This is a genomic window from Streptomyces sp. NRRL S-1813 (assembly GCF_000719605.1).
Lineage (GTDB): Bacteria > Actinomycetota > Actinomycetes > Streptomycetales > Streptomycetaceae > Streptomyces > Streptomyces decoyicus.
In genome coordinates, this window is the sequence record NZ_JOHB01000001.1 from 603,922 (window position 1) to 626,125 (window position 22,204).

General features: G+C 71.8%; 21 protein-coding genes and 1 pseudogene. 9 read left to right on the top strand and 13 right to left on the bottom strand.

Annotation, left to right across the window (positions count from 1 at the left end):
* Window positions 1-341 precede the first annotated feature (341 nt).
* The gene (locus IF67_RS0102800) at window positions 342-1,814 is read left to right on the top strand and encodes a sensor histidine kinase (RefSeq protein WP_030981713.1); all 1,473 of its coding nucleotides are present in this window, start codon (window positions 342-344) and stop codon (window positions 1,812-1,814) included.
* Window positions 1,815-1,990: 176 nt separating this feature from the next.
* Here IF67_RS0102800 and IF67_RS0102805 read toward each other — a convergent pair whose 3' ends face one another.
* Window positions 1,991-2,248 carry a WhiB family transcriptional regulator gene (locus IF67_RS0102805; protein WP_003983230.1) on the bottom strand — a complete coding sequence of 86 codons (258 nt, stop codon included), beginning with the start codon at window positions 2,246-2,248 and terminating at the stop codon, window positions 1,991-1,993.
* Window positions 2,249-2,568: 320 nt separating this feature from the next.
* Entirely contained in the window at window positions 2,569-3,552 is a 984-nt protein-coding gene (locus IF67_RS0102810; protein ID WP_030981715.1) for a diacylglycerol/lipid kinase family protein, read from the bottom strand.
* A 95-nt stretch (window positions 3,553-3,647) separates the two neighbouring features.
* Here IF67_RS0102810 and IF67_RS0102815 point away from each other — a divergent pair, with 95 nt between their 5' ends.
* Window positions 3,648-4,109 (top strand): hypothetical protein, encoded by a 462-nt coding sequence (locus IF67_RS0102815; protein ID WP_030981716.1) that lies wholly within the window; start codon window positions 3,648-3,650, stop codon window positions 4,107-4,109.
* 113 nt (window positions 4,110-4,222) lie between these two features.
* Here IF67_RS0102815 and IF67_RS0102820 read toward each other — a convergent pair whose 3' ends face one another.
* From IF67_RS0102820 to IF67_RS0102835, 4 genes are all read right to left on the bottom strand, one after another.
* The gene (locus tag IF67_RS0102820) at window positions 4,223-5,185 is read right to left on the bottom strand and encodes an RNA polymerase sigma factor SigF (RefSeq protein WP_030981718.1); all 963 of its coding nucleotides are present in this window, start codon (window positions 5,183-5,185) and stop codon (window positions 4,223-4,225) included.
* A 43-nt stretch (window positions 5,186-5,228) separates the two neighbouring features.
* Window positions 5,229-5,642 carry an anti-sigma factor gene (locus IF67_RS0102825; protein WP_003985353.1) on the bottom strand — a complete coding sequence of 138 codons (414 nt, stop codon included), beginning with the start codon at window positions 5,640-5,642 and terminating at the stop codon, window positions 5,229-5,231.
* A gap of 292 nt (window positions 5,643-5,934) precedes the next feature.
* Window positions 5,935-6,423: a GNAT family N-acetyltransferase gene (locus IF67_RS0102830; RefSeq protein ID WP_030981721.1), complete on the bottom strand. Its 489-nt coding sequence runs from the start codon at window positions 6,421-6,423 to the stop codon at window positions 5,935-5,937.
* Window positions 6,424-6,455: 32 nt separating this feature from the next.
* On the bottom strand, window positions 6,456-6,716 hold the full coding sequence (locus IF67_RS0102835) for a UBP-type zinc finger domain-containing protein (RefSeq protein WP_030981723.1): 261 nt from the start codon (window positions 6,714-6,716) through the stop codon (window positions 6,456-6,458).
* 59 nt (window positions 6,717-6,775) lie between these two features.
* Here IF67_RS0102835 and IF67_RS0102840 point away from each other — a divergent pair, with 59 nt between their 5' ends.
* Complete coding sequence (locus IF67_RS0102840) at window positions 6,776-8,377, top strand: Na+/H+ antiporter (RefSeq protein WP_030981725.1); 1,602 nt, start codon at window positions 6,776-6,778, stop codon at window positions 8,375-8,377.
* Window positions 8,378-8,461: 84 nt separating this feature from the next.
* Here IF67_RS0102840 and IF67_RS0102845 read toward each other — a convergent pair whose 3' ends face one another.
* Both IF67_RS0102845 and IF67_RS0102850 read right to left on the bottom strand, forming a co-directional pair.
* Window positions 8,462-9,394, bottom strand: a complete 933-nt coding sequence (locus tag IF67_RS0102845; RefSeq protein ID WP_051817496.1) for a 1-aminocyclopropane-1-carboxylate deaminase/D-cysteine desulfhydrase — start codon at window positions 9,392-9,394, stop codon at window positions 8,462-8,464.
* Window positions 9,395-9,409: 15 nt separating this feature from the next.
* Entirely contained in the window at window positions 9,410-9,649 is a 240-nt protein-coding gene (locus tag IF67_RS0102850; RefSeq protein WP_030981729.1) for a hypothetical protein, read from the bottom strand.
* Between the two features lie 80 nt (window positions 9,650-9,729).
* Between IF67_RS0102850 and IF67_RS0102855 the strand changes: the two genes are divergently transcribed.
* From IF67_RS0102855 to IF67_RS0102865, 3 genes are all read left to right on the top strand, one after another.
* Window positions 9,730-10,512, top strand: coding sequence for a helix-turn-helix transcriptional regulator (locus IF67_RS0102855; protein ID WP_051817498.1), 783 nt, complete (start codon window positions 9,730-9,732; stop codon window positions 10,510-10,512).
* Between the two features lie 10 nt (window positions 10,513-10,522).
* Window positions 10,523-11,443, top strand: coding sequence for a glutaminase (locus IF67_RS0102860; RefSeq protein WP_030981733.1), 921 nt, complete (start codon window positions 10,523-10,525; stop codon window positions 11,441-11,443).
* Between the two features lie 96 nt (window positions 11,444-11,539).
* Window positions 11,540-11,773 carry a hypothetical protein gene (locus IF67_RS0102865; protein ID WP_030981735.1) on the top strand — a complete coding sequence of 78 codons (234 nt, stop codon included), beginning with the start codon at window positions 11,540-11,542 and terminating at the stop codon, window positions 11,771-11,773.
* A gap of 25 nt (window positions 11,774-11,798) precedes the next feature.
* Here the strand turns inward: IF67_RS0102865 and IF67_RS0102870 are convergent, their stop codons facing one another.
* From IF67_RS0102870 to IF67_RS0102885, 4 genes are all read right to left on the bottom strand, one after another.
* Entirely contained in the window at window positions 11,799-12,245 is a 447-nt protein-coding gene (locus IF67_RS0102870; protein ID WP_030981737.1) for a VOC family protein, read from the bottom strand.
* 64 nt (window positions 12,246-12,309) lie between these two features.
* Window positions 12,310-13,248, bottom strand: coding sequence for a beta-ketoacyl-ACP synthase III (locus tag IF67_RS0102875; protein ID WP_030981739.1), 939 nt, complete (start codon window positions 13,246-13,248; stop codon window positions 12,310-12,312).
* A 360-nt stretch (window positions 13,249-13,608) separates the two neighbouring features.
* Window positions 13,609-15,918: a heavy metal translocating P-type ATPase gene (locus IF67_RS0102880; protein ID WP_030981741.1), complete on the bottom strand. Its 2,310-nt coding sequence runs from the start codon at window positions 15,916-15,918 to the stop codon at window positions 13,609-13,611.
* A 77-nt stretch (window positions 15,919-15,995) separates the two neighbouring features.
* A complete protein-coding gene (locus IF67_RS0102885) occupies window positions 15,996-17,012 on the bottom strand; it encodes a helix-turn-helix transcriptional regulator (RefSeq protein ID WP_030981743.1) in 1,017 nt (338 codons plus the stop codon).
* A 173-nt stretch (window positions 17,013-17,185) separates the two neighbouring features.
* Between IF67_RS0102885 and IF67_RS0102890 the strand changes: the two genes are divergently transcribed.
* The 3 genes and pseudogenes from IF67_RS0102890 to IF67_RS38730 all read left to right on the top strand — a co-directional run.
* Window positions 17,186-18,763 carry an MFS transporter gene (locus IF67_RS0102890; protein ID WP_037838618.1) on the top strand — a complete coding sequence of 526 codons (1,578 nt, stop codon included), beginning with the start codon at window positions 17,186-17,188 and terminating at the stop codon, window positions 18,761-18,763.
* A gap of 221 nt (window positions 18,764-18,984) precedes the next feature.
* Window positions 18,985-20,070 carry a magnesium and cobalt transport protein CorA gene (locus IF67_RS0102895; protein WP_030981746.1) on the top strand — a complete coding sequence of 362 codons (1,086 nt, stop codon included), beginning with the start codon at window positions 18,985-18,987 and terminating at the stop codon, window positions 20,068-20,070.
* A 190-nt stretch (window positions 20,071-20,260) separates the two neighbouring features.
* Window positions 20,261-20,767: pseudogene (locus IF67_RS38730) on the top strand (isocitrate lyase/phosphoenolpyruvate mutase family protein); the annotation flags it as partial.
* 136 nt (window positions 20,768-20,903) lie between these two features.
* Here IF67_RS38730 and IF67_RS0102905 read toward each other — a convergent pair.
* The gene (locus IF67_RS0102905) at window positions 20,904-22,202 is read right to left on the bottom strand and encodes a CynX/NimT family MFS transporter (protein WP_234340953.1); all 1,299 of its coding nucleotides are present in this window, start codon (window positions 22,200-22,202) and stop codon (window positions 20,904-20,906) included.
* Window positions 22,203-22,204 lie beyond the last annotated feature (2 nt).

Below are 22,204 nucleotides of genomic sequence, written 5' to 3' on the forward strand. Positions count from 1 at the left end.
GGAAGGCCCGCCGAAGGCCCCGCAAGCACCCGCGGGCCGCGGCGCCGGGACAGGACCCTCAACCTGTCCGGCACCGCAGCCCGGAGCTGACATCGGCCGGCCCCGCCTTGCGGGCGGAAGGCACCCCTGTGTGCGGTAGGGGTGCGGTCCCGTCCAGGGACCGGTCGATCGGAGGCCTCGGCGCAGTCAGGGCAGAGAGCGCTTTCGGCCTCGTTCCGCCCTCCTGTGCGGGGAGAGCGGAGGTCTGTGCTGAATTCTGGACTAGACCATTCTCACTTGTCCATGCCCGTGCAGACACAACAGATACACCGTACGCCGGTAGGCTCCAAGACGTGCCCTCCATGAACGATCTCGTACGCCAGCACACCGCTCTGAGCGACACCGACCTCGAGTGGCTCCATCTGCTGGTCTCGGAGTGGCAGCTGCTCTCCGACCTCTCCTTCGCCGACCTCGTGCTGTGGGTCCCCACCCTCGACGGCACCCGCTATGTATCGGTCGCCCAGATGAGGCCCAATACGGGCCCGACCTCCTATCAGGACGACATGGTCGGCCATCTCGTTCCCCGCGGCCGCCGCCCGATGCTGGACTCCGCCCTGGACGAGGGCCGCATCGTGCGGGAGGGCGACCCGGAGTGGCGGGAGGAGGTTCCGGTACGCGTCGAGTCCATCCCGGTACGCCGCGAGGGCCGGGTGCTCGGTGTGATCGCCCGCAACACCAATCTGCTGACCGTGCGCACCCCCAGCCGGCTGGAGCTCACCTACCTCCAGAGCGCGTCCGACCTCGCCCAGATGATCGCTGCCGGAACGTTTCCCTTCCCCGGCCAGCAGGTCGACATGGATGCCTCGCCGCGGGCCGGCGACGGACTGATCCGGCTCGATGCGGACGGTGTCGTCCAGTACGCCAGCCCCAATGCGCTCTCCGCCTACCACCGGCTCGGCCTCGCCGCCGACCTCGTGGGCCATCACCTCGGCCAGACCACCGCCGAACTGGCGCCCGCCCGCGGCCCGGTGGACGAGGCACTGGTCAAGCTCGCCAGCGGCTGGGCTCCCCGGGAATTCGAGGTCGAGGGCGAAGAAGGCGTCATTCAATTGCGCGCCATTCCGCTCAAACCCAAGGGGATGCACAGCGGTTCACTGGTTCTGCTGCGTGATGTGACCGAACTGAGACGTCGCGAGCGGGAGCTGATCACGAAGGACGCCACCATCCGGGAAATCCACCACCGGGTGAAGAACAATTTGCAGACGGTTGCCGCGCTGCTGCGGTTGCAGTCCCGCCGAATGGATTCCGAACAGGGCCGCGACGCGCTCAACGAGGCCGTACGCAGGGTCGGTTCGATCGCGATCGTGCACGAGACGCTGTCCCAGACCCTCGATGAACGGGTCGAGTTCGACGAGATCGCGGACCGGGTGCTGGCCATGGTCGCGGAGATCTCCCCGGGCAAGGTGACCGCCCGGCGCACCGGCCGCTTCGGGATCCTGGATGCCGAGGTGGCCACACCGCTGTCGATGGTGCTCACGGAGGTGCTCCAGAACGCCCTGGAGCACGCCTTCGACCAGGCGGAGCAGGGCACGGTCGAGGTCGCCGCGGTGCGCGGCGGCAGCCGAACCGAGCCGCGACTGCTGGTCACCGTCCAGGACAACGGCCGCGGCCTGCCCGAGGGATTCGATCCGCATCGCGCCGGCAACCTGGGGCTCCAGATCGTACGGACCCTGGTGGAGGGGGAGTTGGGCGGAAAGTTCGACATGGTGCCCGCGCCCGAGCGCGGTACGCAGGTCATCTTCGACGTGCCCGTGCGCGCCGAGAAGCCGCACTGACAACCGGGCCGGCCCACGGGTGCCGCCCGCGGACCGGCCCTGAACAGCAGGAAGCCCCGGACCCATCTGGTCCGGGGCTCAAAGCTGTTGCGATGCGATAACGACCGGGCCTGTCAGCTCCGGGGGTGCATCGGGTGTACTGCGCGCTGCGGCTCGGGGGCCACGGGGCTACTGGCTCAGGCGCTGGCGTTGCGCGCCCGGTTGCGAGCTGCACGGCGCTTCATCGCGCGGCGCTCGTCCTCGCTCAGACCACCCCAGACGCCGGAGTCCTGGCCGGACTCGAGCGCCCACTGCAGGCACTGCTCCATGACGGGGCAGCGGCGGCAGACGGCCTTGGCTTCCTCGATCTGCAGCAGCGCAGGACCGGTGTTGCCGATAGGGAAGAAGAGCTCGGGGTCTTCCTCGCGGCAAACGGCGCGGTGACGCCAGTCCATGGCTGCTCCATCTCCTCGTGTGACGGGATCGTTGCTTGTGAATGTGAACGCTTTCACGAATCCCTCCACAAGGGAAGGGCCGAATTCCAGTTGAGAACTGGTGCGGTCCTGTGGAATGAGGAGGAGGATTCGGGCTCTCAAGGGGGCCGGTAAAGCGGCCGTCCCGATCGCCATGAAGAGACTCGCAAACCTCGGCGGCGGATACAACCCCTTCCGGAAACTTTTTTTTGATTCCTTGGTGTCGCCTAGCTCACAGCCGTCATTCCAGGGGGTGGGAACCAGCCTAAACGTTCGAGTGAAAGGACTTTAGGCCCTACTGCTCACACAATCACACGCAGTGCACGGCGAACGCCTGTGAACGTCACACTCGTACGCAGCCCCAGGTGGTCACCGTCCATCTGGAAGGGGAGTGGGACCTGCGAATGCAAGGTGAAGTTCGTGAGGTCGTGAAGTGAGAGTGCGTGCTTGCCGCGGGGCCCGCGCTGTGGTGTTGACGTCAGCAGCTGGGTGGCGTATCGGGTCACCGCGGGCGGGGAGAGCTTGCTCAGTGCGAACAGATCCAGGGCCGTGTCGAACGAGGCGTCCGGGGACGGGTAGATCGGCCGATTGCCCAGGTAGGACCACGGGGCGGTGTTGCAGATTATGGCCAGCGCGAGGTCCTCGACACGCTCCGCCGCACCCTCGGCCCCGCCAGGGCGTTCGAGGGTGATGACGTTCCGCCGGCGGTTCGCCTCGGCCAGGAACTGTCGTACGACCTGTCGCACGTACAGGGCGTGGGTCGAACGCTTGCCGCGTTCGCGCTGCTGCTCGACCCGGCCGACCACACCGGCGTCAAATCCGAAGCCCGCGCAGAAGGTGAACCAGCGCTCCGGTACGCCCTCGTCCTCGCTGCCCGGTGTGCCCGCGGCGAGCCCCAGGCCGATCGTGCGCTCGCTGCCGTCGCGCAGTGCGTCCAGCAGGGCGCCGGTCGCCTCCACCACGTCGTTGGGGAGTCCGAGCGCGCGGGCGAAGACATTGGTGGAGCCACCGGGGACGACGGCGAGCCGGGGGTGCGAGTCCGGATCGGGGCCGTTCGCCAGCAGACCGTTGACGACCTCGTTGACCGTGCCGTCGCCGCCGAGCGCCACCACCAGGTCGGTCTCCCCGCCCTCCGTGGCCTGCCGGGCAAGATCACGGGCATGCCCGCGGTACTGCGTCTGTGCGACCTCCAGCTTGAGGTCACTGGCGAGCGCGTGGGTGAGTACCTCACGGGTGCGGGCACTGGTGGTGGTTGCTGCGGGATTGACCACAAGAAGTGCGCGCATATGGAGCAGCGTACCTACCTGCTGGTACCGGCCCTACGTCCCGTCCGGGTCCGGGGCGGCCCCGCAGGCCGGAGCGCCGGCGCTACCCTGCTGGGGTGAGCAGTCAGCAGAAACAGTCCGCTTCCCGAGCCGCCGGCGCCCCCACCGCGCCCGAGCCGACCGGTCCGCGGCCCGCCCGGCTGAGCGCCGCGGCGGCGCTGACCGCGGTCGAAGGGCTCGCGCTGGCCGCCCTCGGCGCGTACATGCTGATCATGGGTCTCGCCGGTTCGCCGGACAGTCCGCAGCAGGCGGTGATGGGCGGGCTGACCGTCCTGGCGCTCGCGGTGCTGCCGCTGGTGGCCGCGCGGGGGCTGTGGCTGCGCCGCCGCTGGAGCCGGGGCCCCTCGCTGATCACCCAGATCGTGGCGCTGCCGGTGGCCTGGACGCTCGTCAACGGTGGCGGCGCGCTGATCGCGGCCGGCGTCGGGCTGGCCGTGGCCGCGCTGGTCGTGCTCGTCCTGCTGGTCAATCCGACGGCCACCGAGGCGCTGGGCATCGGGCCGCGGGAGACGCCCTGAGGGCCGTCCCGTGTGCTGCCCGTCCGGACGGCCGGGCCTGACGGGAGGGACCGGGCCCGCAACGCACGAGGGGCGGAGCCCGTAAGACCCCGCCCGCCCCGTTCATTCGTCGCTCACTCCTCGACGAGGAGCTTGTCGCGTAGCTGGGCGAGGGTGCGCGCCAGCAGGCGGGAGACGTGCATCTGGGAGATGCCGACCTCCTGGGCGATCTGCGACTGGGTCATGTTGCCGAAGAAGCGCAGCAGCAGGATCTTCTTCTCGCGCGGTGGGAGGTCCTCCAGCAACGGTTTGAGGGACTCGCGGTACTCCACGCCCTCCAGCGCCTCGTCCTCGGCGCCGAGGGTGTCGGCGACGGCCGGGGACTCGTCGTCGGTGTCCGGGACGTCCAGGGAGAGGGTGCTGTAGGCGTTGGCGGACTCCAGCCCCTCCAGGACCTCCTCCTCGGAGATCGCCAGATGCTCGGCCAGCTCATGGACCGTGGGTGCCCGCCCGTGCCGCTGGGACAGCTCGGCGGTCGCGGTGGTCAGCGACAGCCGCAGCTCCTGGAGGCGGCGCGGGACGCGGACCGCCCAGCCCTTGTCGCGGAAGTGCCGCTTGATCTCGCCGACGACGGTGGGGGTGGCGTATGTGGAGAACTCCACGCCGCGGTCCGGGTCGAAGCGGTCCACGGACTTGATCAGGCCGATGGTGGCGACCTGGGTCAGATCGTCCAGCGGCTCACCACGGTTGCGGAACCGCCGGGCGAGATGCTCGACGAGCGGGAGGTGCATACGGACGAGGGTGTTGCGCAGCTCCGCGCGCTCCGGGGAGCCGTCGGGGAGCTTGCGCAGCTCGTAGAACATCGCCCGGGCGCCGCTGCGGTCGTGCGGCTGCGCCTGGGGATGCTGTGGTTCCTGCACCTGGTGTTCGGGGGCCGGCGCATCGTGCTGATGCGCCTGCTGTCCCGGCTGCTCGCTCTGCTCCATGTGGTCCGCCCGCTCTGCCTGCTCCGCCGCGTCCAACCGGCCGCCGTGGTCGTCCACTCCCACCGGATGCGGCCGGGCCTGCTGCTCGGGGATGGTCGCACTGGACGCCATCCGCCCGCCGCGTTCGAGATCTTTCACGGGGCCCCCTGTTCGGTCATGACGGTCCGGGACCGGCGCCGCGCTCCTTGTACAGACTGATGGTGACCGTACGGTCCTCGGCGACGGTGGAATCGACCTTGCCGGCCAGTGCGGAGAGCACCGTCCAGGCGAAGGTGTCGCGCTCGGGGGCACGGCCGTCGGTCGTCGGGGCGGACACGGTCACTTGCAGTGCGTCGTCGATGAGACGGAAGACGCAGCTCAGCACACTGCCGGGGACGGCCTGTTGCAGCAGGATCGCGCAGGCCTCGTCGACCGCGATGCGCAGATCCTCGATCTCGTCGAGGGTGAAGTCCAAGCGGGCTGCGAGGCCGGCCGTGGCCGTTCGCAGCACGGACAGGTAGGCACCCGCAGCGGGCAGACGGACTTCCACGAAGTCCTGAGTCCCGGGCTCGCCTGCGATCTGGGACACCCTCACCTCCAAGGTGGCACAAGCTGGTTGAGCTGGAATGCGCGATTTTCGCGTTGTTCGGGATATTTCGCGCCGGTCTTCTCTCCCCTCGGATGAAAGGAGAACGATCCGGCGCTGCACATGGTTCGGCTGAGACGCTATCGCGATCTGCGGGCCGGTGTCGCCCGGAAGGCGCACGGCTGCCGTCCGGCGGCGATCCGGCCCCGGGTCGCCCGGCGCCGTCGCTGTCACTGATTGTAAAGCCACGGGTACGGACAGTGGCTAGGGGTGTGCACTGTCAAATCGATGCCGATTACGCTCCGTTGACCCGCGAGCCGCCCGCAAGGTTGTGCAGTGCCTCTCCAGTGAGCCGGAAGACCGTCCATTCGTCCATGGGCTGGGCACCGACGGACCGGTAAAAACCGATGGACGGTTCATTCCAATCCAGGACTGGCCACTCGAAACGCTTGTATCCGCGGGCCACGCAGATCTCCGCGAGGGCCGCGAGCAGCGCCTTGCCGTGGCCGCCGCCGCGCGCCTCGGGACGGACGTACAGATCCTCCAGATAGACACCGTGCGTGCCGGTCCACGTCGAGAAGTTCCGGAACCACAGGGCAAAGCCCACCGGGGCGCCGTCGGCCTCCGCGATCAGTGCGAAGGCGGCCGGGTGCGGTCCGAAGAGGGCTTCGTCGAGCTGCGGCTCGGTGGCCTGCGCGGCCTCGGAGGCGTGCTCGTACGCCGCCAGCTCGCCGATCATGGCCAGGATGACGGGGACGTCGTCGGGGGTCGCTTCGCGGATCATAGGTGCAGGCTAAACGGGTGCCCGGAGATGCTTCACACCAGTTTCTGGTCGGTGAAGCACCAGCACCAGGACTCGCCCGGTTCGTGCGTCCGCATCACGGGATGGCCGGTCTCCTCGAAATGCCGGGTCGCATGCCGGTACGGCGACGAATCGCAGCAGCCGACATGGCCGCAGACCAGGCACTTCCGCAGCTGTACGGGGTGGCTGCCGACAGCCAGGCACTCCAGGCAGGTGGCGCTCAGGGGGGCCGGTTCGGGGCGCGGCAGCTCGGCAACGTGGGTGCACTCGCTCATGATGGCCAGGTTAGATCGCCGGGACGGGCGGCGAAGGGTACGGGGACGGGACGGGACCGATGGCTGTGATGCCGCTGTTTTTTCTGGTCGCGGGAAGCACGGGGATCGCCGGGCTGGCGCGCCGCACACCCGTCCCGGCGCCGTTGGTTCTGGTCACCGCGGGGCTCGTGGCGTCCTACATCCCGGGAATCCCGGACTACACCCTCGATCCGCACATCGTGCTGCCGCTGGTGCTGCCCCCGTTGCTGCACAGTGCGGCGCTGGACGCCTCCTATCTGGATCTGCGGGCCAATCTGCGGCCGGTGGCGCTGCTGTCGGTCGGCTATGTCCTGGTCGCGACGTTCCTGGTCGGCTATGTCGCCTACCTCGTCATCCCGGGTCTGCCGCTGGCCGCGGCACTGGTCCTGGGGGCCGTCGTCGCTCCGCCGGACGCCGTCGCGGCCACCGCCATCGCCCGCAGGCTCGGGCTGCCGCACCGGGTCACCACGATCCTCCAGGGCGAATCGCTGTTCAACGACGCCACCGCGATCACCGTGTACAAGGTCCTGCTGGCGGCGGCCCTCGGGGCCGGCGCCGGCTGGGGCGAGGGGATCAAGGAGTTCGCCGTCGCCTCGCTGGGCGGTATCGGCATCGGTGTCGTCCTGATGGTGCCGCTGCACTGGCTGCGCGTCCGGCTGCGCGAGTCGGCGCTGCTGGAGAACACCCTCTCGCTGCTCATCCCGTTCTTCGCCTATGCGGCGGCCGAGCAGCTCCACGCCTCCGGGGTGCTCGCCGTCGTCGTGGTCGGCCTCTACCTGGGGCACCGCTCCTGGCAGGTCGACTTCGAGACCCGGCTCCAGGAGGACGCCGTCTGGAAGGTGGTCTCCTTCGTCCTGGAGTCCGCGGTCTTCGCGCTGATCGGGCTCCAGCTGCGGGTGGTGCTGCGCGGACTGGGGGAGTTCGGCGCGGCGCAGGCCGTCTGGTACGCGGTCGTGGTGTTCGTCGTCGTGGTCGTGTCGCGCTTCGTGTGGGTCCTTCCCACGACGTATCTGCCCCGCGCCCTGTCGGCCCGGATCCGTGCCCGCGAGCCGGACGCGACCTGGAAGGGACCGGTCATCGTCGCCTGGGCGGGGATGCGTGGTGTGGTGTCGCTGGCCATCGCGTTCTCCATCCCGCCGACCGTGCCCGGCGACGGTTCCTTCCCGGCCCGCAACCTCGTGCTCTTCCTGGCCTTCACCACCGTCATCGCCACCCTCGTGATCCAGGGACTGACGCTGCCGCCGCTGATCCGCGTGCTGAAGCTGCCCGGTCCGGACCTCCAGGCCGAGACGCTCGCCGAGGCGCAGGCGCAGAACGAGGCCTCACGCGCCGCCGAGGAGCGCCTGGAGGAGCTCCTCCAGAACGAGCGCAACGCGCTGCCAGGACCGCTCGCCGACCGGTTGCGCACGATCATGGAGCGGCGCCGCAACTCCGTGTGGGAGCGGCTCGGCGCGGTCAACGAGGTGACCGGGGAGTCCGCCGACGAGACCTACCGACGGCTGGCCCGGGAGATCATCGACACCGAGCGGCGGGTGTTCGTCCAGCTGCGGGACGCCCGCCGGATCGACGACGAGATGCTGCGGACGCTGCTGCGCAGGCTGGATCTGGAGGAGGCGACGGCCTACCGGGAGGGCGCCTCGTAGCCGCGAGGGCGGCCGGGACGGGACGCCGCGGACAGGCCGCCGACAGGCCGCGGGCGGGGCGCGGTCCCGGCCGGGAACTCCGGTTCAGGGCGTGCCGGTGATCACGGCGGCCACCGTGCTACCGGGGGCGAAGGCGCCCTCCTCGGCCAGCGTCGTCAGCCCGTACAGCAGCTTGGCGACGTAGACCCGCTCCACGGGCAGCCCGTGCCGGTCCTCGAAGGCGTCCGCGAAGGCGTCCAGTTCCGGGGTGCGGCGGGCGTAGCCGCCGCAGTGGAAGCGGTCGTCCAGCCGCCAGTCGCCGCGCGGTCCGCCGAACGCCGCGCGCTGTAGCTCCTCGACCGTCTCCTGGAGGAAGTGCGGGCGGCCGCCCTTGAGTACGGGAAGCCCCAGCGCGCGCTGCCCCGGACCCAGCCCCGCGGCGAGCCCGGCCAGTGTGCCGCCCGTTCCGCAGGCCACCGCCGCCGTGTCCGCGACCCCGCGCAGCTCCCGGCCCAGCTCCGCACAGCCTTGTGCGGCAAGGGAGTTGCTGCCGCCCTCCGGTATGACCCGGAAGTCGCCGAAGCGGTCGTGCAGGGTGGCGAGCACGTCCGGATCGCCGGTGCGGCGGTAGCGGGCGCGGTCGAGGAAGTACAGCCGCATACCGTCGGCGGCGCAGCGGGCCAGCGAAGGATTGAGTGGTGCGCCGGCCAGTTCGTCGCCGCGGACCACACCGATGGTGGTGAAGCCGAGCAGCCGGCCGGCCGCCGCGGTGGCCCGCAGATGGTTGGAGTACGCGCCGCCGAAGGTCAGCAGCGCGCGGTCGCCCGCCGCGGCCGCGGCCCGCAGGTTCGGTGCCAGCTTGCGCCATTTGTTGCCCGGCAGATCCGGGTGGATCAGATCGTCCCGCTTGAGCAGCAGCCGTACGCCGCGGCACGCGAACGGCTCGTCCTCGATCTCCTGGACGGGCGAGGGCAGACGGGGGCGCAGGGCGTGCGGGTCCGGCAGCGGGCCGGGGGCGGTGCTGGTCACGCTGCCCATTGTCCGGGCCCTGCGCTACCCGTTCGAGTGCAGGAACGCGTCCCCGTGCGCGTTGACATGCGCCTCGAGGGTGTTGAGCGCGTCCCGGGTCGCCTCGGGCGAGCCGCTGCCGCGCCGCTCGGCGAAGTACGCGGCGCCCAGCTTTCTCAGCAGCTCGTTGCCGGCGCGGTTCTGCTGCACCTCGTCGACCTTCTGCTTGCCCTGCTCCAGTCCGTGCCGTGCCTGCTCCTTGGCGCGGTCGAGAAACCCTGCCATGTGCCACCTCCGGTGCGGTCCGTGTCGTAAGGGATCAACGGCGCGGACGGCCGTGGGGTTCCCGTGCCAGGCTGGGGGATGTGGGCGAAGAGCGCGACACGGACGAGCCATTCGGCGTATCGGGCGGATACCGGGAGCGGGCGGCCCGGCCGGCCGGCGCGGTGCTGTGGACCCGCACCACCCTGCCGGCCCGCCCGGTGCTGCCCGACGGTTGTACGGATCTGATCTGGAGCGGGGGCCGGCTGCTGGTGGCGGGACCCGACACCGGGCCGCACCTCCCGGGGGACGTCGTGCCCGGCGCCCTCCCCGGTGTCCCCGAGGTCAGGGGAGGCACCCCCATCGTGGGGCTGCGCTTCGCGCCGGGCCAGGGCCCTGCCGTCTTCGGCGTACCGGCCCACGAACTGCGCGATCAACGGGTGCCGTTGGCGGACCTGTGGCCTGCCGGCCGGGTACGGGGGCTGGCCGGGCGGCTGGCGGAGGCGGGGGCGGCCGACAGCGGGAGCGGTGTGGGCCGCCTTCTGGAGGAGACCGCCGCGGCCCGCCTCCGGGATGCCACCACGACAGGGGGCCGTACCTCCGCCGTCGCCGCGGCGCTCGCCCGCGGCCGCCCCGTCGCCGAGGTGGCCCGCGCCGTGGCTCTCAGCGAACGCCAGCTGCACCGGCTGAGCCTGGACGCGTTCGGCTACGGCCCCAAGACCCTGACCCGGGTGCTCCGGCTCGTCCGCGCGCTCGACCTGGCGCGCTCCGGGATGCCGTACGCACAGGTAGCGGTGCGCGCCGGATACGCGGACCAGGCGCACCTCGCCCGCGAGGTGAAGTCGCTGGCGGGGGCCCCGATGGGGGTGCTGCTCGCCCCGGGTTAGCGTGTCCGTCATGGACTACCAGGCCGTTCTCGAGGAGGTAGCTGCCCACGCCAGGCCGTACGTGCGGCAGGGCCGGGTCGCCGACTACATACCGGCGCTGGAGCGGGTGTCCGCGGACCGTTTCGGGATCGCGGTGGCCGATATCAACGGCGACGTGTACGGGGTCGGCGACTGGGAGACCCCGTTCTCCGTGCAGTCCATCTCCAAGACGTTCTCGCTGGCGCTGGTGATGGCCCAGAGTCATGGCGGCCACGACAGCATCTGGCAGCGGGTGGGCCGCGAGCCGTCCGGTACGCCGTTCAACTCGCTCGTCCAGCTGGAGGCGGAGAACGGCATCCCCCGTAACCCGTTCATCAACGCGGGAGCCCTGGTGGTCACCGACCGGCTCCAGACCCTCACCGGCGACGCCAGCACCTCGATGCTGCACTTCCTGCGCGAGGAGAGCGGCAACGAGGACCTCGCCTTCGACCAGGCGGTGGCCGATTCCGAGGCCGAACACGGCGACCGTAATGCCGCGCTGGCGCATTTCATGGCGTCCTTCGGCAATCTGGAGAACCCCGTCCCCAGCGTCATCGAGCACTACTTCTGGCAGTGCTCGATCGAGATGAGCTGCCGGGATCTGGCCGTCGCCGGCGGATTCCTGGCCCGTCACGGGCTGCGCGCCGACGGCAGCCGCCTGCTGGAGGCCCGCGAGGCCAAGCGGATCAACGCGGTGATGCTGACCTGCGGGACGTATGACGCGGCCGGGGAGTTCGCCTACCGGGTCGGGCTGCCCGCGAAGAGCGGTGTCGGCGGCGGCATCATCGCCGTGATCCCCGGCCGCTGCACGCTGTGCGTATGGAGCCCCGGACTCGACGCCCGCGGCAACTCCGTGGCGGGCGCCGCGGCCCTGGACCACTTCACGACGCTGACCGGATGGTCCGTGTTCTGACGCGCCTGCGCGGGTTCACCGGCCGGGGGTCGGGCCCCGACTGCCGTTGTGGGCGCCGACCGGCTGGCGCATCGTGGGCGTAGGAGGTGCACCGCCATGGAGCACGAGATGCGCGCCGAGTACGAGGAAGGCGTTCTGCCGCATGCGGACACGCCGGTGAAGATCTGGCACATGGTGCGGCTGGAAGGCACCACCGCGATGTGCGGGCGGGAGCTGGCACCGGCCGCGGCCACCCAAACGGCCGAGGTCTGGGGCACGCGCAGGGGCGAGCCGTTCTGCCACAGCTGCGGCGCGCTGTACCTGCGCGAGCACCCCGGGGACATCGGCTGAGGACTGTCTTACGGAGGTACCCGGCTTACGGGTGCACCCCGCCCGCCCCCTGGGGAAGCGGCGCGAACAGATCGACCCCATGGCCGTCCGGGTCCTGTACGACGGCGTAACGCTGTCCCCAGAACGCATCCCACGGCGGCTTCTCGCCCGTATAGCCGGCGGCGGTGAGCTCCGCGTAGACCGCGTCGACCCCGTCGGGTCCTGCGCACTCGAACGCGAGCCCCGTAGGGGTGCCGTCCTGCGGCGGCGTCCAGTCCGGGTCGATGGCACGCGCGGTGTCCTGGGTGTCCCACATCAGCCGCAGACCGCCGGGGAGCTGTGCCTCGGCGTGCGGGGCGCCGTCCGCTTCGGCGGGGACGTCCAGGCCGAGGCGGCGGTAGAAGGCGAGGGCCGCGGCCATGTCGGCCACGACCATGCCGACGGCTGCGAACCGAGGTGTGGACGGTGTGGTGGAGGAAGAAGTGGTGGTCATACGGCGAGCGTAGGCGGCCCGCCGGGCCACGGTCTTGAACGAATCGGACGCGGCACCGCCCGCCTCACGGGCAGCGGATGACCTGCCCCGCGTACGAGAGGTTGCCGCCGAAGGCGAACAGCAGCACCGGGGCACCGGAGCTGATCTCGCGCCGCTCGACCAGCTTGGACAGGGCGAGCGGCACGGATGCCGCGGAGGTGTTCCCGGATTCGACGACATCCTTGGCGACCACCGCGTTGACCGCGCCGAGCCGCTCCGCGACCGGCTCGATGATCCGCAGGTTGGCCTGGTGCAGCACCACGCCGGCGAGATCGGCGGGCGCGATCCCGGAGCGCTCGCACACCTTGCGGGCGATGGCCGGCAGCTGGGTGGTCGCCCAGCGGTAGACGGTCTGGCCCTCCTGGGCGAACCGGGCGGGCTCGCCCTCGATACGGATCGCGCCGCCCATCTGCGGCACCGATCCCCACAGCACCGGACCGATCTCCTGCTCCGGGGAGGCGCTGACCACCGCGGCGCCCGCTCCGTCGCCGACCAGCACACAGGTCGAGCGGTCCGTCCAGTCGACGACCCCGGTGAACTTCTCCGCCCCGATGACCAGCGCATGGGTCGCGGAACCGGCGCGGATGGCGTGGTCGGCGGTGGCCAGCGCATGGGTGAAGCCGGCGCAGACGACGTTGAGGTCCATCGTGGCGGGGGCGTCCAGCCCGAGCCGGGCGGCGACCCGGGCCGCGGTGTTCGGGCTGCGGTCGGTGGCCGTGCAGGTGGCGACCAGCACCAGGTCGATGTCCTGCGGGGCCAGGCCGCTGTTGGCCAGGGCCTTGGCCGCGGCGGCGGCCGCCATGGAGTCCACCGTCTCGTCCGGGGCGGCGACATGGCGGGTACGGATGCCGACCCGGCTGCGGATCCAGGCGTCGTCGGTGTCGACCATCTTGGCGAGGTCGTCGTTGGTGAGCACGCCGGAGGGCTGGTAATGGCCGAGAGCCAGGACGCGTGACCCGGTCATGAATTCCCCTGTACGTGGGTGGGCGGTATGTCACCAGTCTCACCCCTCGGTGCCGGCCGGCGGCTGCGTGAACTGCCAATCTTCGGTCGCCAGAACTGGAGACAGTTGTCAGAACCGGGGGGATCGGCCTGCGGTGCCGGGTCCGTGGTGCCGGGTCCGCGGGGCGCCCCGTACGGGTGAGGGGCGCCCCGCGGACGGCGGGGCGGGATCACGCAGGGGCAGCAGCCCGCCCGATCCAACGGGAGAGCCACGGCCTCCCCGGGGTATTGCTCCGCTCGCGGGCGCGTCCCGGAGGCTCTCCGCCACCGGGACAGCGCCCGCGCGCTCTCCGCCACCGGGACAGCGCGCGGAAGCTCCCCGCTACCGGGACAGCGCCCGGAAGCGTCGCAGCCGCAGGCTGTTGCCGACGACGAAGACCGAGGAGAACGCCATCGCGGCCCCGGCGATCATCGGGTTGAGGAGCCCGGCCGCGGCCAGCGGCAGCGCCGCCACGTTGTAGCCGAACGCCCAGAACAGATTGGTCCGGATGGTGCCGAGCGTCGCGCGGGCCAGCCGGATGGCGTCCGCGGCGGCGCGCAGGTCGCCCCGTACGAGGGTGAGGTCACCGGCCTCGATGGCGGCGTCGGTGCCGGTGCCCATCGCCAGTCCCAGGTCGGCGCGGGCCAGCGCCGCCGCGTCGTTGACGCCGTCGCCGACCATGGCCACCGAGCGGCCCTCGGACTGCAACCGTTCGACGACCGCCACCTTGTCCTCGGGGAGCACCTCGGCGATCACCTCGTCGATCCCGACCTCGGCGGCGACCGCCGCCGCGACGGCCTGGTTGTCGCCGGTCAGCAGCACCGGCGTCAGCCCCAGGTCCCGCAGCCGGCGCACCGCCTCGGCGCTGGTGGGCTTCACCGCGTCGGAGACGACCAGCACCGCGCGCGCCGCGCCGTCCCAGCCGACGGTGACCGCCGTACGGCCCTCGGCCTCGGCCGCGGCCTTGGCGGCCGCCAGCTCGGGCGTCAGGAACTGGGACCCCTGGTTCAGCAGCTGCTCACGGCCCACCAGGACGGCGTGTCCCTCGACCACGCCCCGGACGCCCAGGCCCGGGACGTTCGTGAAGTCCTCGGGGGTGGGCAGGGTGCCCGCCGCAGCGTCGCCCTCCGCGGTCCGCTGCTCGGCGCCGGCGGCGATGGCGCGGGCGATGGGGTGCTCGGAGGCGTGCTCCAGCGCGCCGGCCAGCCGCAGCACCTCCGGCTCGGTGGTGCCCTCGGCGAGGTGGACCCCGGTCAGTGTCATCACACCGGTGGTGACCGTGCCGGTCTTGTCCAGGACGACGGTGTCCACCCGCCGGGTCGACTCCAGCACCTCGGGCCCCTTGAGCAGGATGCCGAGCTGGGCGCCGCGGCCGGTACCGACCATCAGCGCGGTCGGCGTGGCAAGCCCCAGCGCGCACGGGCACGCGATGATCAGGACGGCGACGGCCGCGGTGAAGGCGGCCACCGCGCCCCCGCCGGTGGCGAGCCAGTAGCCGAGGGTGCCGAGGGCGAGCACGATCACGACCGGGACGAAGACCGCGGAGATCCGGTCGGCCAGCCGCTGGGCCGCGGCCTTGCCGTTCTGGGCGTCCTCGACCAGCCGCGCCATCCGGGCGAGCTGGGTGTCCGTGCCGACCCGGGTGGCCTCGACGACCAGCCGGCCGCCCGCGTTGACGGTGGCGCCGGTGACGGTGTCGCCGGGGGAGACCTCGACCGGGACGGACTCGCCGGTGAGCATCGACGCATCCACGGCGGAGGAGCCCTCCACCACCGTCCCGTCGGTGGCGATCTTCTCCCCGGGCCGTACGGTGAAACGGTCGCCGGCCCTCAAGCCGGCGGTGGGGATGCGCACTTCGCGGCCGTCGCGCAGCACGGCGACATCCTTGGCGCCCAGCTCCAGGAGCGCCCGCAGCGCCGCACCCGCCTTCCGCTTCGAGCGCGCCTCGAAGTAGCGGCCGGCCAGGATGAAGGTGGTGACCCCGGCCGCGGCCTCCAGGTAGATGCTGCCGCTGCCGTCGGTGCGGGCGATGGTCAGCTCGAAGGGGTGCGTCATCCCGGGCATGCCCGCGGTGCCGAAGAACAGCGCCCACACCGACCAGCCCAGTGCGGCGAGGGTGCCCATCGAGATGAGGGTGTCCATCGTGGCGCTGCCGTGCCGCAGATTCGTCCAGGCGGCCCGGTGGAACGGCCAGGCGCCGTACGCCACCACCGGCGCGGCCAGGGTCAGCGAAAGCCACTGCCAGTTGGTGAACTGGAGGGGCGGCACCATCGCCATCAGCACCACCGGGACGGACAGCGCGAGGGAGATCAGCAGACGCCGGCGGAGCGGGGCGGGCCCGTCGCCGTCGGCCCGGCCGTCCGTCCCGCTCCGGCCTTCGCCGCCGGTGGGCCCTGCGGCCTCCGGCGCCGCGGCGGGCGGCTCCGGGAGGACCGCGGTGTAGCCGGTCCGCTCCACGGTGGCGATCAGGTCGGCGGCCGCCACACCGCTGCCCGCCGCGACGGTCACCTTGGCCTTCTCGGTGGCGTAGTTGACGGTGGCGGTGACCCCCTCCATGCGATTGAGCTTCTTCTCGATACGGGCGGCGCACGAGGCGCACGTCATCCCGCCGATCTCCAATTCGACGCCGTGCTCTTCGACCGCGGTGGTCATGCCTGCTCCTCGGTGTGCTGCGGGTGCGCGTTACCCGAGTCAACCATATACCCCCCTAGGGTATTCCTTCGGATGCGTCACCCTGTCCCTTCCGCCTGCCCGCCCTCCTCGCCGCCGACCTCCGCCGCCTCCGCCGCCCCCGCCGCACGGCTCACCCGGCCGCCCATCGCCCGCAGATACGCGGCCAGCTCCGGCGGTTCGTGGACGGTGAACTCGTACCCCAGCAGGGCCAGCCGGAGCGCCAGCCACTCCAGCGAGTCGGCGCTGCTGTGCCAGCGGCAGGACGCCTCGCCGACCGCGACGACCTCGCCCGCCGCCGGGCCGCCCAGCCGGGCGGTCACCTCCGCGGCCGGTGCCCACACGGTCGCCACCGCCCGGTGGGACGCACTCATCCCCTGCATCCGCTCCCGGACATAGGCGCCCGCGTCGGCGGCGGGCAGCTCGCGCGGCGGGGTCCGTACACCGGTGGGGAACGGCTCGCTCAGCCGGTCCACCCGGAAGATCCGCCAGTCCTCGCGGTCGTTGTCGTACGCCACGAGATACCAGCGGCGCCCCGAGGCGACCAGGCGGTGCGGCTCCACCAGGCGCCTGCTGTGCCGTCCTGCGCCCGCCCGGTAGCGGAAGCGCAGCCGCTCGTGGTTGGTGATGGCCGCGGCGAGCACCGTCAGATGCTCCGGATCGACGGTCGGGCCGCCGCCGGCCGGCATCGGGACGGTGGCCGTGCCGAGCGTGCCCACCCGTCGCCGCAGCCGGGCCGGCAGGACCTGTTCGAGCTTGGCCAGCGCCCGTACGGACGCCTCCTCGATGCCCTCGATGGTGTGGCCCGCGGCCGAGCGCAGGCCGACCGCGATGGCCACCGCCTCCTCGTCGTCCAGCAGCAGCGGCGGCATGGCGGTGCCCGCGGCCAGCCGGTAGCCGCCCTCCGCGCCCATCGTGGCGTGCACGGGATAGCCCAGCTCGCGCAGCCGTTCGATATCGCGGCGGATCGTCCGGGAGGTGACCCCCAGCCGCCCGGCCAGCTCGCTGCCCGGCCATTCACGCGGGGTCTGGAGCAGGGACAGCAGATTCAGCAGCCGCGCAGATGTCTCACTCATGGGACCGATGATGCCGGTCCCTGTAGGACCGGAGCTGTCCTATATCCCGCCTAGTGTCGAGGACGACGCCGACGGCCGGCCACCGCCCGGCGCCATCGGCTCCGGTATCCGCAGCACCCACGGCTTCGGCACCGGCTTCCGCTCCCTTCCGCACGGTTCCCCTGGAGAACGTCATGACCACGTCCGTCCCCGCTGCCCCCGAGACGGCCGCCGCGGCCGCGCGAGCGGCCGGCCGCAGACGCCGGATCGCGCTCGCCGTCGTCCTGACGGCCGCCTTCATGGACCTGGTCGACGCGACCATCGTCAATATCGCGATCCCGAGCATCCAGCGGGACACCGGCGCGACCTTCAGCGCCGTCCAGTGGGTCACCGCCGGCTACGCCCTCGCCTTCGCCCTCGGCCTGATCACCGGCGGCCGGCTCGGCGACATCCACGGCCGCAAGAAGCTGTTCCTGCTCGGCATGGGCGGCTTCACCCTCGCCTCCGCCCTGTGCGGTTTCGCGGCGGGCCCGGGGATGCTGGTCGGCGCGCGGGTGCTCCAGGGCGCGATGGCCGCACTGATGGTGCCGCAGGTGCTGGCGATCATCCACGTCACCTTTCCGGCGCACGAGCGCGGCAAGGTCTTCGGGATGTTCGGCGCGGTGATCGGCCTCGGCGCGGTCTGCGGTCCGCTGATCGGCGCCCTGCTCACCGAGGGCAACCTCTTCGGTCTGGAATGGCGCCCAATCTTCCTGATCAATCTGCCGGTCGGGATCGCCGGCATCCTGCTCGGCCGCCGCTTCCTCACCGAGTCCAGGGCCCCGCGTGCCCTGCGCGTCGACCTGATCGGCACCGTGCTGGCCACCGCGGGCCTGCTGATGCTGCTCTACCCGCTCACCCAGGGACGGGAGTCCGGCTGGCCGCTGTGGGGCTTCGTCTCGATGGCCGCGAGCCCGCTCGTCCTGGCGGTGTTCGTCCGCTACGAGCGCGCCAAGGCCCGCAAGAACGGCTCACCCCTCGTCGAACTCCCGCTCTTCAAGGTCAGGACCTTCGCGGCCGGCGCCGGCGTCCAGCTGGCCTTCGGTGTCGTCAGCGGCCTCTTCTTCCTGGTCTGGACGCTCCATATGCAACTGGGGCTGGGCTGGGGCCCGCTGCACGCCGGACTGACCGGGGTGCCGTTCTCGCTCGCCTGCTCCACCGCGGCCGGGGTGTCCGTGCAGCGGCTGGTGCCGCGCTTCGGCCGCAAGGTCCTCCAGGCCGGTGCGCTGATCATGCTGTCCGGTGCGCTGGTCTACCTCTGGGAGGCCGGGCGTTACGGCACGGCGCTGGAGTCCTGGCAGCTGGCCCCGGCGATGCTCCTGATGGGCGCCGGGATGGGGCTGATCGTCGCCCCGATCACCGACACGGTGATCTCCGAGGTGCCGGCCGAGCACTCCGGCTCGGCTTCGGGCATCTTCAATACCACCGGCCAGCTGGGGATGGCGCTGGGCCTCGGCCTGTCGTCGGTGGCCTTCTTCGGGGGCGTCGGCGATACGGGACAGCCGGGCGGCGCAGGCACCGGCGCCGGGGCCGCGGACGCGCTGCGGGCCTCCTTCGTCGACGGCACCACCCACGCCCTGTGGTGGGTCTGCGGCGGCCTGGTCCTCGTCTTCGGCCTGCTGTTCCTGCTGCCGCGGCGGGTCCGCGCCCAGGAGGCGGCGGAGCGGGCGGAGCCGGCGGCACCGGAGGGCGGCGCGGGTCCGGAGCAGCGGCAGCCGGCCCTGGTCTCCTGAAGGCCCGTACCCGTCTCCCGAAGGCCCGTACCCCAGGCCTTGTTGTGCGGAGCGGGGGTGGAGCGGCGGCCCGGACCGGGGCGGACGACCCGGTGCCGGGGCTCCGCCCGACGCCGGAAGGCGCTCGGCAACCGAGCGTTCCCGCTCCGCGCCGCTGCGTAAAAACAGCCCCTTTGCCGTACCGTTCACGACCCCCCGCGGGCCATACTGGCCGGGTGTCGATGATCAGCAATCTCCGCAAGGCCGTCCGGCTGCCGCAGCCGCGCACCCGGGGGGTCGACCTCAGCCACCCGGCGCGCTCGCCGCTCGGCACCGCCGTGGTGAACTGCGCGGTGTACGTGGACGGCGTGCGGCAGGACGGCAACCACCCGGCCGATGTGGCGATCCGCCGGGTCCGGGAATCCGGCAGTGGATTTGTCTGGATCGGGCTGCATGAGCCGTCCGAGAAGGAATTCGCCGGAATTGTCGAGTTGTTCGGGCTGCATCCGCTCGCCGTCGAGGACGCGGTCCACGCCCACCAACGGCCCAAACTGGAGCGCTACGACGACTCGCTGTTCACCGTCTTCAAGACGGTCCGCTATGTCGATCACGACCGGCTCACCGACACCAGCGAGGTCGTGGAGACCGGCGAGATCATGGTCTTCACCGGCACCGACTTCGTGATCACGGTACGGCACGGCGGACATGGCTCACTGGGCCCGCTCCGTGAGCAACTGGAGTGCGTGCCCGAGCAGTTGGCGCTCGGCCCGTCCGCCGTGCTGCATGCCGTCGCCGACCTCGTCGTGGACGACTACCTCGATGTCACGGCCGCGGTCCAGGTCGATATCGACGACGTCGAGAGCGAGGTCTTCTCCGTGCGCGGCAGCGGCGGGGCGGGGCGGATCTACCAGCTCAAGCGTGAGCTGCTGGAACTCAAGCGCGCGGTGGCGCCGTTGGACCGGCCGATGCAGGAGCTGGCCACCCAGCCGACGGCGCAGGTCGACCCCCGGATCAAGACGTACTTCCGGGACGTCGCCGACCACCTCGACCGGGTCACCGAGCAGATCACCGCCTTCGACGAACTCCTCAACTCCATACTTCAGGCCCATCTCGCCCAGGTCACCATCGCCCAGAACGAGGACATGCGCCGGATCAGTGCCTGGGTCGCGATCCTGGCCGTGCCGACCATGGCCTGCGGCGTGTACGGCATGAACTTCGACTACATGCCGGAAAGGCACTGGACGTTCGGCTATCCGCTGGTGATGACGGTGATCGTGGCCCTCTGCTGGGTGATCCACCGAGGCTTCAAGCGGAACGGCTGGCTCTAGGGACTGTCCCAAGAGAAAGCCATGGAAGGTCATGGCGTGTTAAAGGCATTTTGCCGATACGCCGGATAAATATGCCGTGACCAGTTCCCCAGCGGCCGGGTGGCCGCGGCGCCGGGATCTTCGGCGTGCTCCCGGGCACGCCCCGGACGCCGGACCGCGGTCCCCGCCGGTTCTGTGAGGAGAGCACATTCACGCGGACGGCAAGCTGCTGCTGCCGCTGGAGGAGTACCTGGAGAAGCTGAATCTGGTGCCGGCCGCCCGTGGCGATCTGCTCGTCGTGGCCCGTACGGACGCCACGGAGTAGGACGACATCCTGCGGCGGGCGGCGGCGCTGGCCGAGACCGACGCGGACGTGGTGCTGGTCGACGGGGTGCGCAGCGTCGACCGGATCCGCCGCATCCGCCAGGTCACCGGCGCCAAGCCGCTGCTGTTCAACCAGATCGCTGGCGGGAAGTCGCCGCGGCTCTCGCTGACCGAACTGACCGCACTGGGCATCGACGTGGCCATCTACAGCACCCCCTGTCTGTTCGCCGCGCACCGCGCGATGGAGACCGCGATGGCCGAGCTGAAGTACGCGGACGGACGGCTGCCGGCCACCGGGGACAGCGGCGGCGAGATCGGGGTCGAGGAGGCCACCGAGCTGCTGGCCCGGAACATCAGCCGGCCCCGCCCCGTACCGGAGCCCGTCCTGGCATGACCCTCGGGAGGGGCGCCCGCCGGATGCCCGCCCCACCGCCGGAAGAAGCCCGGCGCAGGTCCGGCGGTTCCCCGTTCCTCGCTTCACGGGGATCCGCCGGTCCCGGGCCCCGCTTCACGGGAGCCGCCGGACCCCGCTACCGCCCCGCCACCTGCCGGGGCCGGGCCGCGCACCACCCCGCCGCGATCTGCGGCAGCAGCAGCGCCAGCAGGACCGCGAGCGGAACCGTCCAGCCGCCGGAGAGATCGTGCACGGCGCCCAGGACGGCCGGGCCGGTGGCGGCCAGGACGTAGCCGAAGCACTGGGCCATGCTGGAGAGTTGGGCGGCGTGCCGGGCGTCCGGCGCACGCTGCACGATGAACAGCAGCGCGAGGCTGATCGCCGCGCCCTGGCCCAGGCCCAGCAGCACCATCCACAGGTAGGCGCCGGCGGCCGGTACGAGAAGCACCCCCGTGAAACCGGCCGCGCACAGCAGCGCGCCGACGGTGGCCAGGACGCCGGCCCGCAGCCGGCGGCCGACGAGCACCGGCGCGAGGAACGAACCCGTGATGCCCAGCAGCGAGGAGAAGGAGAGCATCCAGCCGGCGTCGCCCGCGCTCAGGCCGGCCTCCGTGAGCATCGTCGGCAGCCAGGCGGCGGCCGCGTAGTAACTCAGCGACTGCAAGCCCATATAGCCGGTGACCTGCCAGGCCAGCGGATCGCGCCACAGTCCGCGTACGGGGTGTGCCGCCGCGCGGGCAGCGGCCGCCGGCACCCGCGTACGGGTACGGATCTGCGGCAGCCAGCAGACCAGCGCAAGCACCGCGAGGGCGCCCCAGCAGGCCAGCGTGGCACGCCAGTTCAGGCCGACGGCCTGCTGGAAGGGAACCGTGATCCCGGCCGCGAGCGCGGCGCCGCCGAACAGCGACATCGAGTACAGGCCGGTCATCAGCCCGGCCCTGGCCGGGAAGTCCCGCTTGATCAGGCCGGGCAGCAGCACATTGGCGACGGCGATCCCCGCGCCGATCACGACCGTTCCGGCGAACAGCGCCACGGCCGAGTCCAGCAGCCGCAGCGCGGTGCCCCCGCAGATCAGCGCCATCGTGCCGAGCAGCGACCGCTCCATGCCGAACCGCCGTCCCAGCCGCGGCGCGACCGGCGCCAGCAGGCCGAAGCAGAGCAGCGGCAGCGCGGTGAGCAGGCTGGTGGCGGCGGCCGACATCCCGCTGTCGTCGCGGATGGTGCCGACGAGCGGGGAGACGGCGACCAGGGCCGGGCGCAGGTTCAGGGCCAGCAGGACGACGCCGAGGCCGAGGTACAGGGCGCGGCGCCCGGCGACGCCGCGGGAGGCTTCGGCGGGTGCGGCCGCCGCGGCGAGGCGCCCCTCGGGTATGCCGGTACCGGGCGCCGCCGCCCCGGACCCTTCGGGCATGCCGGCGGCGGGCTCTTCCGCCACGG